14 protein-coding genes are annotated in these 16097 nt (G+C 69.2%); 9 read left to right on the forward strand and 5 right to left on the reverse strand.

The genetic code is table 11. The features are described 5' to 3' along the window. Window positions 1–8 precede the first annotated feature (8 nt). Window positions 9–1331, forward strand: a complete 1323-nt coding sequence (locus WME79_RS34615) for an ADP-ribosylation family protein (protein ID WP_437523624.1) — start codon at window positions 9–11, stop codon at window positions 1329–1331. A gap of 189 nt (window positions 1332–1520) precedes the next feature. Here WME79_RS34615 and WME79_RS34620 read toward each other — a convergent pair whose 3' ends face one another. After that, a complete protein-coding gene (locus WME79_RS34620) occupies window positions 1521–1778 on the reverse strand; it encodes a hypothetical protein (protein ID WP_437523626.1) in 258 nt (85 codons plus the stop codon). Between the two features lie 315 nt (window positions 1779–2093). Next, window positions 2094–2219, reverse strand: a complete 126-nt coding sequence (locus WME79_RS34625) for a hypothetical protein (RefSeq protein ID WP_437523628.1) — start codon at window positions 2217–2219, stop codon at window positions 2094–2096. 973 nt (window positions 2220–3192) lie between these two features. Here WME79_RS34625 and WME79_RS34630 point away from each other — a divergent pair. The 3 genes from WME79_RS34630 to WME79_RS34640 are packed head-to-tail and all read left to right on the forward strand — an operon-like array spanning window position 3193 to window position 6102. Next, window positions 3193–3756, forward strand: a complete 564-nt coding sequence (locus WME79_RS34630; RefSeq protein ID WP_437523630.1) for an RNA polymerase sigma factor — start codon at window positions 3193–3195, stop codon at window positions 3754–3756. Next, window positions 3746–5029, forward strand: a complete 1284-nt coding sequence (locus WME79_RS34635; RefSeq protein ID WP_437523633.1) for a FecR domain-containing protein — start codon at window positions 3746–3748, stop codon at window positions 5027–5029. Before WME79_RS34630 ends, WME79_RS34635 begins: the two co-directional genes overlap by 11 nt. Beyond that, a complete protein-coding gene (locus tag WME79_RS34640; protein ID WP_437523636.1) occupies window positions 5026–6102 on the forward strand; it encodes a hypothetical protein in 1077 nt (358 codons plus the stop codon). The genes WME79_RS34635 and WME79_RS34640 overlap by 4 nt, the downstream gene beginning before the upstream one ends. 153 nt (window positions 6103–6255) lie before the next feature. Here the strand turns inward: WME79_RS34640 and WME79_RS34645 are convergent, their stop codons facing one another. Next, window positions 6256–7566, reverse strand: a complete 1311-nt coding sequence (locus WME79_RS34645; RefSeq protein WP_437523639.1) for an RICIN domain-containing protein — start codon at window positions 7564–7566, stop codon at window positions 6256–6258. Window positions 7567–8091: 525 nt separating this feature from the next. On the opposite strand from WME79_RS34645, the gene galB reads away from it, so the two are divergent. Together galB and WME79_RS34655 are read left to right on the forward strand one after the other, a co-directional pair. Beyond that, a complete protein-coding gene (gene galB / locus WME79_RS34650; RefSeq protein WP_437523642.1) occupies window positions 8092–10899 on the forward strand; it encodes a beta-galactosidase GalB in 2808 nt (935 codons plus the stop codon). Between the two features lie 263 nt (window positions 10900–11162). Then, window positions 11163–12407, forward strand: a complete 1245-nt coding sequence (locus WME79_RS34655) for a glucuronyl esterase domain-containing protein (protein WP_437523644.1) — start codon at window positions 11163–11165, stop codon at window positions 12405–12407. A 2-nt stretch (window positions 12408–12409) separates the two neighbouring features. Here the strand turns inward: WME79_RS34655 and WME79_RS34660 are convergent, their stop codons facing one another. After that, window positions 12410–12820, reverse strand: a complete 411-nt coding sequence (locus WME79_RS34660) for a hypothetical protein (RefSeq protein ID WP_437523647.1) — start codon at window positions 12818–12820, stop codon at window positions 12410–12412. A 707-nt stretch (window positions 12821–13527) separates the two neighbouring features. Between WME79_RS34660 and WME79_RS34665 the strand changes: the two genes are divergently transcribed. Together WME79_RS34665 and WME79_RS34670 are read left to right on the forward strand one after the other, a co-directional pair. Further along, complete coding sequence (locus WME79_RS34665) at window positions 13528–14052, forward strand: hypothetical protein (RefSeq protein ID WP_437523650.1); 525 nt, start codon at window positions 13528–13530, stop codon at window positions 14050–14052. A gap of 105 nt (window positions 14053–14157) precedes the next feature. Further along, window positions 14158–14523, forward strand: a complete 366-nt coding sequence (locus WME79_RS34670) for a hypothetical protein (protein ID WP_437523651.1) — start codon at window positions 14158–14160, stop codon at window positions 14521–14523. Between the two features lie 69 nt (window positions 14524–14592). Here the strand turns inward: WME79_RS34670 and WME79_RS34675 are convergent, their stop codons facing one another. After that, window positions 14593–15240: a YkgJ family cysteine cluster protein gene (locus WME79_RS34675; RefSeq protein ID WP_437523654.1), complete on the reverse strand. Its 648-nt coding sequence runs from the start codon at window positions 15238–15240 to the stop codon at window positions 14593–14595. 80 nt (window positions 15241–15320) lie between these two features. Here WME79_RS34675 and WME79_RS34680 point away from each other — a divergent pair, with 80 nt between their 5' ends. Continuing rightward, complete coding sequence (locus WME79_RS34680) at window positions 15321–16049, forward strand: glutamine amidotransferase (protein WP_437523656.1); 729 nt, start codon at window positions 15321–15323, stop codon at window positions 16047–16049. Window positions 16050–16097: the final 48 nt, after the last annotated feature.

The raw sequence follows: 16097 nt of genomic DNA on the forward strand, positions 1-16097 counted from the left end.
TGAACGCCATGAGCAACCCGGAGATCGAGGCAGCGCTCGCGCTCGCGCGCGAGCGCTGGGAGAAGATGTTCCCCGTCGCGGACGAGCGCGCCCAGCTCGCGAGCTGGGACCCGCCGCACTTCGCGCCGGGGCTCGGCCTCGTCGCGGAGTTCAGCCTCTTCGAGGCGCGCACGAACCGAGGGCCGTCCGCCGAGCTGGTCGTCGTGCCGCTCGCGCGGATGGGCGAGCCCGCGGCGGCGCTCGACGAGCTCGCCGCGACGCTCGAGGGGCTCAGGTCTCGCGGCGTCGCCTCGCAGCTCGACGCGCCGCTCGAGGCGACGGTGGGCCTCGCGCCAGCGCGCTACACCGAGGGCATGTTCGCGACCGACGAGCTCGGGGCGCGCCGCCGCGCCGAGGCGCTCGCGTCGATGAACGCCCGCTTCGAGGCCGTGGCCGCACGAATGAACGAGGTCTATGGCCTGCGGCTGCCGCGCTACCTCGCGACCTTCGCGGCGTTCTGGCGCAGCCTCGACGAGATGGAGCGGCAGGGGATGAGCGACCTCGGGCGATCGCCGGGCGGGATCATGATCTGGTTCGAGGACGGCGGGCTCGAGCGGAGGACGCGCGGCGGGCTCGACCCGCGCCTCGAGTGCCGGTTCCGCGCCGACCCACCCGAGCTGGTCACCGTGATGTGGGGCGACTCCGACGGGCTGCACTATGGCCTGTGGTACGACGATCCCGCGGATCCGCCGACGTGCATCGCGCACAATTACGCCCGCGACTCCGCGGAGACCTGGAGAGACAGCGAGCCCACACCCCTCGCGGTGCTCGCTGCCCGCGCGCGCGAGCGCATCTCGAGCCCTTACGAGGAGGAGCCGGCGCCGCTGCAGGTGTACGCCGCGCTCGCCGCGATGGAATGGTTCGAGGAGGCCGATCGCAAGGCCCTCGCCGAGGACCCGCCCGCGCAGCGCTGGATCGAGGCGGACCGCATCCCGACCCTCGGCACGTTCGGGCCCGCGCTGCCGCCCGACGCCGGGAGCATCCGCGTGGGCCCGCCCGACGAGCGCGCGAAGGCGTGGAAGACGCAGCCGCCGCGCGTGCAGAAGTGGATCGAGTCGGCGAAGCGCGATTGCGCCGAGGGGCGGCCCGCGGCAGCGCTGACGTTCGGGCTCGACCTGCACTGGCTCGATAAGGAGGAATACCGCGACGCCGCGCTCGATCTGCTGGTGATGGCGTACGAGAAGCTCGGGCGGCGCGCGCACGCGGAGACCGTGAAGGTGCATTACGCGCACCGCGAACTCCGGAGCGTGGGGGTGTTCCTCCGGCCGGGTGAGGAAGACGGCGGACCTTAGAGCTGCGCTGCCGGCCCAGGGCTCGAAGGGAAGATCCTTGAGACATTGGATTTTGCCGTACGCGGCCCCTCCTCGCACCCTTGCGCCAGGGGGGCGTGGAAAATAGCTTCGCGATTTCACTGCCCCAGGTCGTCCAATCGCGGCTTCGATCTAGACGGCTTCGAGCGCCACAAGTTCGCTCGAAACAGCTCAAGGACCCGCGTCGCGCGCGCGGTACTCGGCGATCATTTCCCGCGTCACGTCGTGATCATAACAGAGAGGCGCTGCGCCTCCCGGCCGCGAGTACGCACTGCGCTTGCCACATTGTCTTCCCGCTCGATCCGTATCGTAAGGACACGGGCAGCTCCCGCTGTACGCCGCTCGTGACTCGGCGATGAGAGCCTTCCGGATCGCGGCGTCCGTCTTCGGCGGGTCCGCCTTCGCCGGAGACGCCGCGAACATCGCCATTCCGACAACAAGCCAGTACCCATGCCGCATAACATGGCATCGTACAGCCCCTCTGGAACCCTACAAGTTGAATTTTCGTCCAGGTGTCCCCGTGTGCGCGCACGACCCACTCTCGGCAGCGATCGCGCCGCTGGAGGCCAGGAGACACCGTTCAACGTCGGAGAGACGGCAGTCGAGCTTCGGCGCGCTCTCGACGACGCGCACGAGCTCGATGAGGAACGATGGGTGCCTGAAGCGCCTCGGGCAGGCGGCTATTCCGCTCCGGGGATTACCAGGCGATGCGCCGGGTGTGGGCCGAGCCGGCGCCGCAATCGCTCAGAGGCGCTCCTCCATGCGAGGCGCGGTGGAGACCGACGGGATGGAGATGGACTGGCGCTCCTTGCCCGCGATGAGGACGTACGGCTTCGGGGGGACACACTCGCCGACGCTCGCCCACGCCAAGGGCCGTCCGGGCTCGTCGCCGAGATCGCCAGGTGCTCGCTGTCCGGCGCCCAGTCGAACCAGGCCAGAACGGCTCCCTGCTCGAGCGTGTGGCTGAGCACGGGGGGGCGCTCGGGAGCTTCGAGATCCAGGAGCCATGCTTGGTGGAGCCCCGCCTCGTACCTCGCGAAAGCGACCCAGCGCGCGTCCGGTGACGGGCGCGTGAGATAGAGTGTCCGGAGCTCCGTGGCTGCAGGAGCGGTGACAACCAGGGTTTCACGCGAGCCGCTCTGGACGAGGCGCTCGGCGCGCCGGGGGAGCGACGGCGGTCGCCCGCCCCGGCGTCCGCTGGCGCGACCGCCGCGGAGGCGCACGCGCCATGATCGAGCTCGTCAGACCTTCCACGTCCTCAAAGCCGCGCGCCGCCGCTGAGCCCGCGCCGCACGCTCCTCTCCTCCCGCGCCGCTCCACCTCCACGACGGAATCGTCCGTCCCCACGCCATTCGTCCCCGTGGTGAGCCGGTTCGAGGGCGAGCCGCTACTGCCTGACCGACGTGCGCCTCGCTGGCGGGGGTCGAAGCCCCCACCGAGATCCTCGCGACCTCCGCGGACATCCATCGTGGTCGCCGTGCCGGGATCTGGGCAACGCAGCTCGGAAGCGCCCGATGCAATGTCAACTCCACTCCAGGCCATCGGGTGGGCCGTTGCCGCAGTCCGAGTGTACAGGGACCTCGCTGCCGGCTGCCTCGCGCGGCTCACTCCGATGGTGGCGGCGACGATCGCACCACACCCCGTACTGAGACCAGGGCAGCTCGCCGGAACGACCTCCCCGGCGGCGCCCGCGGACCGCCTTGCGCCGGGGACCTCGGCTCGGTACTGTGCTCGCTCATCACGACCGATCTGCGAAGTCACGAGCCCTCGGAGCGATGACGTCGTGCGTAGAGCCAGCCTTGCCATCGCTCCGTCAGAGCGTGGCGGTACTGACGAAAGCGAGGTGGCTCGCGCGCTCATCGAAGGGGAGCCATGGGCGGCAACGGCGGTGTGGAACGCACATGCGCCCAAGGTGTTCCGGATCGTCGCGCGCGTGCTCGGGCCCGGCGCCGACGCAGAGGACGTCACCCAGGAGGTCTTTGTTCGCGTGTTCTCCAGAGTATCCGGGCTGAGAGACCCCGATGCGCTGGGGAGCTTCGTGTTCTCGGTGACCGTTCGACTCCTGAAATGGGAGCTCCGCCGCAGGCGCGTGAGGCGCATCCTCCAGCTCGCGGACACTGCCGAGCTCCCGGAGCAGCCGGTCGCGCCGGCGGACAGCGAGGCGCGCGAGGCGCTGGGCCGCCTCTATGCGATCCTCGACACGCTGAGCGCAGACGACCGGACCGCGTTCGTGCTCCGCCACATGGAGGGGATGAGCCTGCCGGAGATCGCGGAGGCAACCGGGAGTTCGCTGGCCACCGTGAAGCGCAGGCTCAGCCGGGCAACGGAGCGCGTGTCGTCCCAGGTCGAGAAGGACACGTCCCTCGCCGCTTACTGCATGAGAACGGAGGCGCGGGATGACTCTTGACGAAGAGAAGGACCTGGCGCTCAGCCCGAAGGCTACGCGCGCGGTCGAGCTGGCTCGCCAGTCGCTCGGCACGATGTCTCCCCAGCAGCGTGTCCAGGGGCTGCTCCGCGTGAAGGAGCGGACGGCGAGGCGCCCGGGCTTCCGGCTGTCGCCCCTCCGGGCCGGAGCGCTCACGCTCGCCGTGGCCGCCGCGGTCCTGCTCGGCGTCAACGGGTGGCAGCGACGAACGCGCTCCGATCGGCTCTCCTACGAGGTCGAGGGCGGTGCCGTGCAGCAGGACGGCTCCGTCCAGGCGGACACGTCGAGCCGCCCGAAGGTCCGGTTCTCGGACGGCACCGAGGTTCAGCTCGCCGAGATGGCGCGCGCGCACATCGTGTCGGTGAACGAGCAGGGCGCCAGGGTCGCGCTCGACCGGGGAGAGGTCCACGCGCGCGTGGTCCATCGGTCGGAGGCGCAGTGGCTGTTCGATGCGGGGCCGTTCCTCGTGACCGTGACCGGGACGGCCTTCGCGCTTTCCTGGGCGCCGGAGGACGAGCGCCTCGATCTGCGGCTCGAGAGCGGCGCCGTCGTCGTCAGCGGTCCGCTGTCCGGCAAGCCGATCGCGGTGCGCGCCGGGCAGTGGCTGACCCTGCGGCAGCGCACGGGAGAGGTGCTCCTGCGCGATCTCGATCCTCAGCAGGGCGCGGAGGCGTCGCCGGCGCCCGCCCCGTCGTCGTCCAACCGCGCTGAGGAGCCCGGCGCAGCGCCGGTTCCGGAGCCGCTCGGGATGCCCGCGGGCCCGGCCGCAGCGGCGCTCTCGGCCGAGCCGAGGCGCGACTGGGCCGGGAAGCTCGCGGCCGGGAAGCTCGACGCCATCGTCGACGAGGCGCAGCGCCGCGGGCTCGACGTCTCGCTCGCGGAGAGCAGCAACGAGGAGCTCTCGGTCCTCGCGGACGCGGCGCGTTACACCAGGCGGAACGACATCGCGCGGCAGGCGCTCCTCGCCCAGCGCCGGCGCTTTCCGGCGACGCAACGGGGCAAGGAGGCGGCGTTCCTGCTCGGCCGCCTCGCGGAGGCCCAGGAGGGAGGCGCCGCGGCGCTCGCCTGGTTCGAGACCTACCTCAAGGAGGCTCCGCAGGGGGCTTACGCCTCTGAAGCGCTCGGCCGCAAGATGGTGATCGTGCAGCGGCTCCACGGCGACGCGCAGGCCGAGGCCGTCGCGCGGGCGTACCTGCTCCGGTTCCCAGGCGGAACCTACGCGCAGGCAGCGCGGGCCCTCGCTCGAACGCCGTGAGGTTCGCGCGGGCGCAGGCGCTGGCCGGGGCCCTCACGCTCCTCCTCTGTTCGGCGAGCCCCGCAGCGTCGGGGGAGCCTGCGCGTGTGGTCCTCGTGCGGCCAGGCGCCGCCGATCCGTCGATCTCCGAGGCGCTGATCCGCATCCGAGGGGAGCTCGTCGCCGATGGATTCGACGTGGAGGTCCTCGACGCGCAGTCAGCCTCCGCCCCCCGGCCGACGATGGACGACGCCGGGCAGCAGGCCGGCTCTGCGGCCCTGATCGGGCTGTTCCTGGCGCCGGATGGCCAGGCCGCCGAGCTCTGGGTGGTCGACCCGCGGACGCACGAGACGCTCGTGCGGCGGATCGACACGCGCGGCGAGGCGCGGGAGCATATCGTCGAGGTGCTCGCGGTGCGGGCTGTCGAGCTGCTCCGCGCGAGCCTGCTCGAGCTGCTGATGTCCTCGCAGCGCTCGGCCGCGCCCGCGCCCGCCGCCGCGCCGCCCCCGAGCAAGGTGAGCCAGCAGGTGCCTCGACAGGCAGAGCGGCCGCGCGTCTACGCGTCGCGCCGATCGATGTGGGGCGTCGAGCTGGGGGGCGGGCTCCTCGCGACCCCGGGCGGCATCGGCCCGGCGCTGCTCCTGGTCGCGCGCCTGCGCTTCTCGCCGCTCGGTCCGAGCGGTCCGCTCGAGGCGCGCCTCTCGTTCGCCGGGCTCGGGACGGCGCCGCGCGTCGTTGGGCCGCAGGGCAGCGCGACCGTGCAGCAGCGGTTCGGGCTCGTCGAGCTCGCGGCGCTCCCCTGGCCCGAGCTGCGCTTGCGCCCGAGGTTCTCGGTGGGCCTCGGGGCGCTCCACGTCGCCGTCGACGGCGAGGCATCGTGGCCGTACCGGGGGGTCCACAGCGCGCAGTGGGCGTTCGCCGCGGACGCCGGCGCCGGCGTCGAGCTCGGGATCGTGAAGCGGCTCGACGTCGTCGCCGAGGCGCACGCGCTCGTCGCCCACCCGTATCCGGTGGTCCGCTTCGTCGAGACCGAGGCGGCGCGCGGCGCGCGCCCGGCGCTGCTCGGCAGCCTCAGCCTCGTGGGGTGGCTGTGATCGAAGGACGAGCGGTGTCGCGCTGCGCGCCCGGCGGGAGATCTTCCAAGGCGTAGTCGCCCGCGCCGGCCGTCGCCGCGCGTACAGGCTGTCGATGTGGCCGAGCAGGTCCCACGCCTGCGGAGAGCGCCGAGCTGCGGAGAGGCGCCGGCGTCACGGCTCCGGGCCGCTGGTGGTGCCCGCGCCGGCGTCGGTGCCGGTTCCAACCGGGTTCAGCGTGAACAGCTGGCTGCTACCGCCGTTGGAAGCCGTCTGGAAGAGGGCGGTGCCGTCGGTGGGCGGGGAGCCGTGAGCGTCGATGACCTTGCCGCTGAGGCGCGACGTGATGCGGACGGCACCGCCGCCGAGATCGGTGGCGGACCATTGCTGGCTGGGATCGCCGTCGCAGGGGAACTGGACGATGAAGGCGCCGTCGGCGGTCGACCCGCCGCGCACCTCGAGGCACTTGTCGCTCCTGACGCTGCGGATCCGGTAATACCCGCCGTCCACCGCCTCGAAGCGGAAGTGCTGGTTGGTGCCGCCGTTGCAATCCCAGAGCTGCAGGACGAGGTCGTCGGCCATGTCCACGGCGGCGTCGACGTCCATGCAGCGCCCGCTCTGGACGCCGACCAGGGTGTAGGTGGTGCCCGTCGAGATGTCCGCCTCGACCTCTGCCGGGACGGAGTGCTGGGAGAGCTCGGCGATCTCCGCCGGAACGAGCGCGCGGCTGTAGATCGCGATGTCATCGACGTCCCCGACGAGGAGCCGACCCTCCTGCGGCCATCGACCGACGTAGAGGTTGATAGAGCCGGGCGAGATCGTCCTCTCGACGGGCTCGGTGCGGTAGAGGCGCCCATCGATGTAGAGGCTCATGGAGAGCCCCTCGCCGTCGACGACCCCGGCGGCGTGCGTCCACCCCTGGAGCTCCAGGCCGGAGCACGGGATGCGGTGGTAGTCGCCGATTTCGGGCCCCTTCCAGAACCCGAAGTCCATGCCCCGCGCCTCGCCGTCGTAGTTGATGTTGAGCTCCCATCCGCCGGTGTTCTCCGTGCTGATGACGGTCCTCAGGGTGTCGTTGGCCGGGGGCTCGTCGGCCAGCGCGCGAACCCACGCCGAGACGGTCCAGCTCGAGGTGGCGTTCGGGAAGTCGCCCACCGTCATGAACTCGCCCTCATCGAGGTGCAGCGCCCGCCCAAAGCGGCCGCCCTCCACCCACGTGCCGCCGGTGAGCTCGCCGTCGCGCCGGTTGCCGGACCAGTCGGTCACGATCGTCCCTTCGCCCTCGTCGAACGTCCAGTAGGCGACCATGCCCTGGGTCAACGTCGTCGGCGTCAGCTCGACGGCGTCGAGCGGCCTCTGCTCGCAGGCCGCGAGCCCGAGCGACGCGACCGCGGCCAGGCAGCGGGGCGCCGCACGTCCGCCCGCCATGGCCGTTGTACTGAACGTCCCGGTGATGGTGCGGTGCGGCGTGCGCGACTGCTGCATGTCAGGCCTTCTTGCGTACTCCAAACTTAGTTGCGCTCGGCGTGCGCGCGCACGCCTTCCTTCATCAAGAGCTCGCCTGCCTGCGCGGCCCTACGTGACGAGACGAGCCAGCGGCGCGCTCGTCAGGCAGTAGCGGCTCGCCCTCGGATCGGCTCACCGCGACAGCGAAACCCGCGGTGATAGCGCTTTGCTCCGGGAGTCGCAGCGAGGCATGCCACGTCGCGGCGAGCAGGCCCACGCTCCGACGGCAACATTTCATCCTGGCGCTATTCGCTCTCCTCGTGAGCCGGTTCGAGGGCCAGCCGCTACTGCTTGGCGGACGCTCCACTGGCGCTCGCGTTCTTCTCTTCCCTCCCCTGCGGCCCGCTGCCGTGGGGCGGGTGCGCTCCAGCCCGGCGGGGGCAGATAGGCGATGTCACGCCCGCCGCAAGGCGGCACTCCCTGGAGTTCGCCTCGTTATTCCCATGGCAACGAGCAACGACGACCTCGAGCGGGCGGTGATCCAGGAAACCCACGGAGATAGTCATGAGTTCAAGGTCGATCACGTTGCTCGCGGTTGGGCTCGCAGCCCTGGCCAATAGCAACCTTGGTTGCAGCAATGATTCCAGCGGCGGTGAGGCTGGCGCCGGCGGCAAATACGACGGCAACGGCGGGGCGACCGCTGGCTCGGCCGGCAACGGCGGGGCGACCGCTGGCTCAGCCGGCAACGGCGGAGCGACCCCTGGCTCAGCCGGCAACGGCGGGAGCTCCGGAAACGGCGGGGGACCGGAGGATCCCGGCGAAGGTGCTCGACCGCGGACGCGATTGCTGATCGACGATGATTGGCGTTTTACCAAGGGTGATCCGCCAGGGAACACGACAGACCTCGCTTACTCGACACCTGCCGTGAAATCCTGGGTGCTGCCCAGCGGGAATGATTTCCTCAAAGACCCGGCGGAGAGGGCGGCGCGCCCGAACGGCAATCTTGGGGACGGCGTGACCTACGTCACCGCGAGCTATGACGACAGCTCATGGAAGACAGTAAACCTGCCGCACGACTACGCCATCGAAGGCCCATTCACCACGAGCGTCAGCGGCAGCATGGGACGCCTGCCTTCTCCGGGAGTCGCGTGGTACCGGAAGAACCTGACCCTGCCAGCGAGCGACGCCGGCAAGTCTATATTTCTCGATATCGACGGCGCCATGTCGTACAGCATGGTCTGGCTGAATGGCCAATTCGTGGGCGGGTGGCCCTACGGATATGCCTCCTATCGCCTTGACCTGACGCCCTACGTGAAGCCCGGCGAAGACAATGTCCTGGCGATCCGGATCGACAATCCAGTCCCCAAAGACTCCAACTGGCAATCGGGATCCTCCCGCTGGTATCCGGGGGCAGGCATCTATCGGAACGTATGGCTCGTGAAGACCGAGCCCGTGCATGTAGCGCAATGGGGCACCTACATCACCACGCCGGAGGTCTCCGAGACATCGGCGACCGTCGACCTGAAGCTGACCGTCGACAATGACTCGAAGCAGGATGCCAGCGTGAGCGTGGCGACAGCGATCTTCGAGCTCGACGCAGACGGTCGCAGGTCGGGCGTCGCCGTGGCATCCATCGCGCCCGTGGATCTGAAGATCCCCGCCGGCGCGAGCGCCACGGCCGACACCGAGGGCGCGATCGCCAGCCCGAAGCTATGGGGAACCGGCGCTCATCAGAAGCCCAACCGATATGTGGCGGTGACGACCGTGCAGCAGGGAGGCGAGACCGTCGATGTCTATGAGACGCCGTTCGGTGTCCGCACGATCAAGTTCGACCCCAACGCGGGCTTCTTTCTGAACGGCGAGCACATCAAGCTGAACGGAGTGAACAATCATCATGATCTGGGCGCCCTGGGGGCCGCCGTGAATGTCCGCGCGCTGGAACGGCAACTGGAGATGCTGGCGGAGATGGGGTCAAACGCCATCCGGACGGCGCACAACCCACCAACACCGGAGCTCCTTGAGCTTGCCGACAAGATGGGCTTCCTCGTCATGGACGAGGCGTTCGATGTATGGGTGCGCGAAAAAGCCGCTCTGGATTTTCACCTGATATTCCCGGATTGGCATGAGCAGGATCTGCGGGCCCTGCTGCGAAGGGATCGCAATCACCCTTCGGTGGTGATGTGGAGCATCGGCAACGAGGTCGGTGAACAGGGCGGTGGCGCGGAAGGCGCCGCGATCGCCAAGGAGCTCACGGAGATCTGTCATGAAGAGGATCCAACGCGCCCGACGGTGAGCGGGATGAACTCCGCCAAGGCCGACGGTCCATTTCCTGGGCCGATCGACGCCGTGGGCCTGAACTACCAGGGGACCGGGGTTCGCAGCGGGCCTGCACAATACCCTGTATTTCATTCCAGCTTCCCGGACAAGTTCATCGTGGGCACCGAAACCACGGCCACCCTGAGCAGCAGAGGTGTCTATACGTTCCCTGTCGCCTCTGGCGCTGGCGTTCCGGCGTCGGACACCGCGGGCCAAGACAGTCCTAATCGACAGGTCAGCTCCTACGATCTGTACTTTGCGTCCTGGGCCTATTCTCCCGACAAGGAATTCGCGTCACAGGACAGGTACTCTTTCGTGGGCGGAGAGTTCGTCTGGTCTGGCTTCGACTACCTGGGAGAGCCGACGCCCTTTGACTCCTCGCGGAGCTCCTACTTCGGGATCATCGATCTGGCGGGATTCAAGAAGGATCGGTTCTACCTCTATCAAGCCTATTGGCGGCCCGATCATCCCATGGCTCATATCCTGCCGCATTGGACATGGCCGGAGCGGACAGGCCAGGTCACGCCAGTCCATGTGTACACCTCAGGGGACGAGGCGGAGCTCTTCCTCAATGGCCAGTCGCTCGGACGCAAGCGGAGGGCGCAGCTCGAGTACCGCCTCCGCTGGGATGACGTGAGGTACGAGGCGGGTGAGCTGGCCGTCGTTGCTTACAAGTCCGGAATGGAATGGGCGACGGCTTCGGTGAAGACCGCCGGAACCGCCAAAAAGCTCCTCCTGACGCCTGACAGGTCCACCATCGCGGGGGATGGGAGAGATCTCTCGTTCGTGACGGTCGCGGTGGCAGATGACGATGATCGAACGGCCCCTCGTGCGATGAACTCGATCCATTTCGAGGTGAGTGGACCGGGCGAGATCGTGGCGACGGACAACGGCGATCCGACCGATATGACCGCATTTCCGTCGAAGGATCGCAAGGCGTTCAATGGGCTGGCACTCGCGATTGTTCGAGCCAAGGCTGGACAGAAAGGGCAGATCGTCGTGAGCGCGAAGTCGAATGGTTTGACCGAGGCCAGCACGACACTGGTAGCAGAATAACGCGTCCCCACCGCTCTGCCGCCGTCTTTTCTGTAACGTACAAGCGAGGACCTATGCGCGCTGATCTGACCACATCCGCAAGTTTGCTCATCCTTTTTGGACTCATCGGCTGCAGCTCCGAGAGCGGAACGGGCCCTGACCCTGCGGGAAGCGGCGGGTCCGCCGTCGAGCCCGGAAGCGGCGGAGCCAGCGCCAGCACCAGCGTCAGCAGCGGAGCCAGCGGAGGAACCTCGGCGGTGAGCAGCGGCTCTTCGACAGGGAGCGTGGCCGCTGGCACCGGTGGGATGGACGGGTCCAGCAGCACGAGCACCACCTCAACGGGGGGCCAGAGCAGCGGCCCGCCGCCGCTCGTCTATGACGTGGAGGACACCGGCGCAGACTGCCCCAAACCGCCGCTGCCTGCGTTCAGCGAGCTGAAGTCGATCTCGCACCTGCCCGATCCATTCGAGATGGCGGACGGGGATCGCATCAGCTCAGTTTCGGACTGGCGCTGCCGGCGCGCCGAGATCAAGGCCGAGCTCGAGAAGTACGGGGCCGGGGAAAAGCCGGGCAAGCCGAGCACGTTCGAGGCGAGCCTCAGCGGCAACACGCTCAGCATCAAGGTGGGCGAGGGGGGCAATTCGTTCACCATCACCGCCCCCATCAACCGGCCCGCGGGCGCGCCGAGCGGCCCGATCCCTGCGATCATCGGCGTCAACTCGCCGACAGGCAGCCTTCCTGCCCAGGTCTTCAGCAGCCGAGGCATCGCCACGATCACGTTCAACTCCGACCAGCTGATGTCGAACGGCTTCTCCGGCGGCTCGCGGACCGACGGAAACTTCTACAAGCTTTACCCGGGCACCACCGCGGGATCCATGATCCGCTGGGCCTGGGGGATCAGCCGCATCATCGATGCGCTGGAGATGCTCCCCGAGGCCAACATCGACACCAAGCACATCGCGGTGTCCGGCTGTTCGTTTCAGGGCAAGATAGCCCTCTATTCCGGTGCCTTCGATGAGCGCATCGCGCTCACCATCCCCCATGAGTCCGGAGGCGGGGGGACGATCTCGTGGCGCTACTCCGACATGCTCGAAAAGCGTGATAAAACCGAGGTAGAGAACCTGCTGCACGCGCAGGGAGCGCCCTGGTACGCGGCGGCCCTCATGCAGTTCAACAATGCGCCCGGTAAGCTCCCCTATGATCACCATGAGCTGATGGCCATGGTGGCCCCTCGCGCCCTGCTGGCGATCGAGAGCACCGCGATCGCGCGGATGGGGGCCGAAGCGGCCCGGGTCGACGCGCTTGCGGCACGCGAAATCTGGACGGCCCTCGGGGTCCCGTTCCGGATGGGCGCATCGGAGGAGAACACCAATCACTGCGTCTGGCACAACGGCTTCACGCCCGACCTCGAAGCGTACGTCGACAGGTATCTCCTTGGTAAGGAGGACGTCGACACGGACATTCTGCGCTCCAAGTACACGATCGACACCGACACCTGGATTCCCTGGGAAACCCCTGCACTTCAATAGGGCTAGTTGTCGAAGAGGATGTCCGCCCGATCGGGATCGGGCGCTTCGTTCATCGCGACCCTCCGCCAGCCTCCACGCCCGAAGCCGCCGCGTCCGCCCAGGCCGCGGCCGCCGTACCCGTTGGCCGCTGAGAGGCCGAAGTTGCCGACGCCGCCTGCCTGGGCGATCGCCGACTGGGTGACGGTCCCCGAGGTGTTGATCGCGATCCCCGCGATGCCGATATTCGTCGTGATGTTCACGTTGGCCACGGGCATCCCGGAGCACGCCGCCAGGACGGAGGTCGCTGCGCGCGCGTCCGGGTGAGGTACGGCGCCGGCCTTCAGGTTCGGCGCGGCGGGCGTCGATGCGTGCGCCATCGCCACCCCGACGAACAACGACATACCGGTGATCGCTGTGATGATCTTGCGAGCCATGCTGTTCCCCTTTCGTTTGATCCTGTGATGACGCTGGCGCTCCGGACGTCCCCGACTCACCCGTCGAGCGGCGAGCCCTCACGACGGAGGGTCCAGAGAGGGCTCCGCGCATGAGGCAGGGCTCCGTGCACAAGGTAATTCGTAGGTGACCTGAGAGCGCCCCGACCATGAGCACGCGCCATGCCGGTACATGGCGCCGCGCCTCGCCGGGCCGGCGCGTGCGCTGGCCCCGCTCGGCCCGCGAGCGGCTTGCTTCTTCGAGCAACCCGTTGCGTGCAACCGGCCGTGTTGGGCGGCGCGCGCGACGCCGGACCTCGTCGCGTCCGGCCGGCGGTGATGCATCCTGACAGGCGAGCTCGTGCGGCCTGATCACGCCGTGGAGCCGTCCCGGGGTGCCGATCTGGGCAAAGCAGTCATCCAACCGATAACGTCGGTCGGACAGCCGCCTACCCCCTCTCTTCTCTCCTACTCCAGCCCTGCTCCAGACTCCGAAGCACGTCGGCTCCTCGGCAATTTGCGTCGCGACACCTTGGAGATGCGCGATGTCGAAGGCGTAGAGCTCCTGGTCACCAGACGCCCGGGCTGCCCAGCGCGCGTTCGACCTGCTCGACGCCACTCTTCTCCGTGATCTTCGCCAGGTTCGCGTAGGATCGAGCGGAGTGAACAGATCACGGGGACCTCTCAGCGACGCACCGCGGCAATCGCTCATGCAAGCGGAGGAGCCGCACCAGCTGCGCGCGAGGTATCAGCTCGTCGAGGCGTCGGCGGATGTTGCGGTAGGCTATTGGAGCTCCCTGGCCACCGCGGTCTGGATGAGGACGACCCACCCGCACCACGCCGCCTCCCTGAAGTCAGCGATCGTGGCGGCGCAGAGCAAATCCCCGTCCCGCAAGGTGTGGCTGCTCCAGATCGTGACCCCCGAAGCCATCGTACCCGACACGCGCAGCCGCAGCGCTCTCGCCGGGATGTTGTGTTCGGTGGATGGCATCGTGTCCCACTCGGCGGTGATTCACATCGGGTCGGGCTTTCGCGCGTCTGTCGTGCGCAGCATCGTCACGGGGCTCAACGCCCTGGGACGCCAGCAGTTTCCACATTGTGTCTTCGCCAGCCTCGAGGAAGGCGTTGCCTGGCTGGCCACCCACGGCCTGCCGGACCCGGCGGCCGCCCTTCACGACCTCTCGGCATTCCATGAGGCCGCGGTCGCGGGCCAGCTCACGAGCGTTCGGACGTGAGCGCCCGGCCCAGGGCATTGCGCGTCCGCGGCGCCACCTCCGCGACCGATCGAGAAACCTCTCCTCGTCTTGACGGGCGCGCCGCGACCAGGGATCCTCGCTGGCATGCGTTTCGCCGCGTTCGGGGTGACCTTGTTGCTCGTGGGCAACGCGCACGCCGAGCCAACGGCGCCAGCGCCCACCGTCAGCACCACCCAGCGCGACGTGGGCACCGGCCTCTCCGTGGGCGGCCTGGTCCTCGGCTCCGTCGGAGCAGGCATGTTCTTCCTCACCCGACCGAGCGGCGACGATTCCTGCGGTTGCGCGTCTCGCGCATGGGTCTTTCCCACCGTGCTCATGAGCGTCGGAGGCGCGATGGCGCTCACGGGTGTACCGCTCTGGATCACGGGTCAAATCAAGCTCGATCGCACCACAACCCAGGCGGAGCTGCAGCTCGGTCCGCTCGGCGGAAGCGTCCGGCTCCTGTTTTGAAGGCGTGCGACGCTCGCCCCGCCGCGCCCCGCCGTCACGTGACCGCGGGCCCCGCGGCGAGCCCGCCGCTCACCGCTCCACCGGCGCCCCGTCCCGTATCCCGAGCGTCTCCTCGCGCGCCGACAGGCACGCCTCGCTCCCCACGACGAACGCGCGGCAGTTGTCCGGCCTGATCTCGTAGATGGCGCAGCGCCGGTCCTCGCAGAGGTGCTGGCACCGCCCGCTCGCCGCGAAGCGCAGCGTGATCTTCCCGTCCCGCGCCCGCCGCACGTAGGTGCGCCCCGTGAGGTCGCCGCGCCCGGCCCCCCGGAAGCGCGCGAGGTCCACCTCGTCGAGCAGCACGTTGGCGTCGTGGCAGCAGGCGCCACACGCCAGGCAGTCGAGCGCCACCTCGCGGATCGCCCCCGGGTGCGTGCTGTCGCGCTCGCACCAGTCGAGGACCGAGCCCTCGTACTGCCGCTTCACCCGCGCCGTCGCGAGCCCCTTGGCCGGCCCCTCGCTCACGCGGCGAAAGCGCTGCTGCTCGATCGACAGCAGCGACCACAGCCCGAGCTCCGTGAGCTTCCCGTCCTCGCCGATGGAGAGCAGGAGGTCGACCCGTTCGTCCGGCAGCACGATGGCCGCGTGCCCGCCGGCCCTCACGTGCGCAGCTGCGCGGCTCAGGAAACGCGGGCGAAACCGCCGCCAGACGGGGCGAGACACGACGTATGCGGACATCGGGGCGCATCTTCGCGCTCCGGCCCCGCGCTGCCAAGCCCCGCCCTCGCCCGGCGGCGGCGCTGCGCTATGTTGGAAGGGTGCGACATTGCAAGAAGATCGTCATCGTGAAGACCGGTGAGCCCGTCCCCCCGGTCCTCGAGCGACGCGGCCAGTTCGCGGACCTGATCGAGCAGACGATCGGCGCCGCCTGGAGCGGCGAATACGCCACCGTCGACGCCCGCACGGACGAGCTCCCCGCGCCCGGCGCCCCCGAGACCGCCGCCTTCGTCGTCACCGGCTCGTCGGCCAACGTCCCCCACCGCGAGCCCTGGATGCTCCGCTGCGAGGCGTGGCTGCGCGGCGTCGTGCACGCCGGCACCCCGACGTTCGGCATCTGCTTCGGCCACCAGATCCTCGCCCAGGCCCTCGGCGGCGAGGTCGTCCGGAACCCGCGCGGCCGCGAGATCGGCAGGATCCGCGTCCAGCGCCGCGCCGATGACCCCCTCTTCGACGGCCTGCCGTCGAGCTTCGAGACGCACGCGACCCACGTCGATACGGTCGGCACGCTGCCCGAGGGCGCCACGAGCCTCGCGTTCACCGAGCTCGACGACCACCAGGTCATCCGCTTCACGAGCACCTGCTATGGCGTGCAGTTCCACCCCGAGATGGACCACGACGTCATCGCCGGCTACATCGCGTGGCGGCGCGAGATCCTGCAGGCCGAGGGCCGCGACGTCCCGGCGCTCCTCGCCCCCATCGCGCCGGATCAGCTCGGCACACGGACGCTGCACAATTTCATCCGGCACGTGGTCGTGCGCGGCGCCTGATCCTTACGCTGCCGAACTGACCTGGGTAGTCCCCGCCCTGACTGACGC

It is taken from the genome of Sorangium sp. So ce726, assembly GCF_051521405.1.
GTDB lineage: Bacteria > Myxococcota_A > Polyangia > Polyangiales > Polyangiaceae > Sorangium.

Excerpts from the sequence above, each read along its gene's own strand:
- WME79_RS34670 (WP_437523651.1), top strand. The coding sequence starts at position 14,158 with ATGCGTTTCGCCGCGTTCGGGGTGACCTTGTTGCTCGTGGGCAACGCG.
- WME79_RS34645 (WP_437523639.1), bottom strand. The coding sequence starts at position 7,566 with ATGCAGCAGTCGCGCACGCCGCACCGCACCATCACCGGGACGTTCAGT.
- galB (WP_437523642.1), top strand. The coding sequence starts at position 8,092 with ATGAGTTCAAGGTCGATCACGTTGCTCGCGGTTGGGCTCGCAGCCCTG.
- WME79_RS34665 (WP_437523650.1), top strand. The coding sequence starts at position 13,528 with ATGCAAGCGGAGGAGCCGCACCAGCTGCGCGCGAGGTATCAGCTCGTC.
- WME79_RS34660 (WP_437523647.1), bottom strand. The coding sequence starts at position 12,820 with ATGGCTCGCAAGATCATCACAGCGATCACCGGTATGTCGTTGTTCGTC.
- WME79_RS34635 (WP_437523633.1), top strand. The coding sequence starts at position 3,746 with ATGACTCTTGACGAAGAGAAGGACCTGGCGCTCAGCCCGAAGGCTACG.
- WME79_RS34615 (WP_437523624.1), top strand. The coding sequence starts at position 9 with ATGAGCAACCCGGAGATCGAGGCAGCGCTCGCGCTCGCGCGCGAGCGC.
- WME79_RS34620 (WP_437523626.1), bottom strand. The coding sequence starts at position 1,778 with ATGGCGATGTTCGCGGCGTCTCCGGCGAAGGCGGACCCGCCGAAGACG.
- WME79_RS34675 (WP_437523654.1), bottom strand. The coding sequence starts at position 15,240 with ATGTCCGCATACGTCGTGTCTCGCCCCGTCTGGCGGCGGTTTCGCCCG.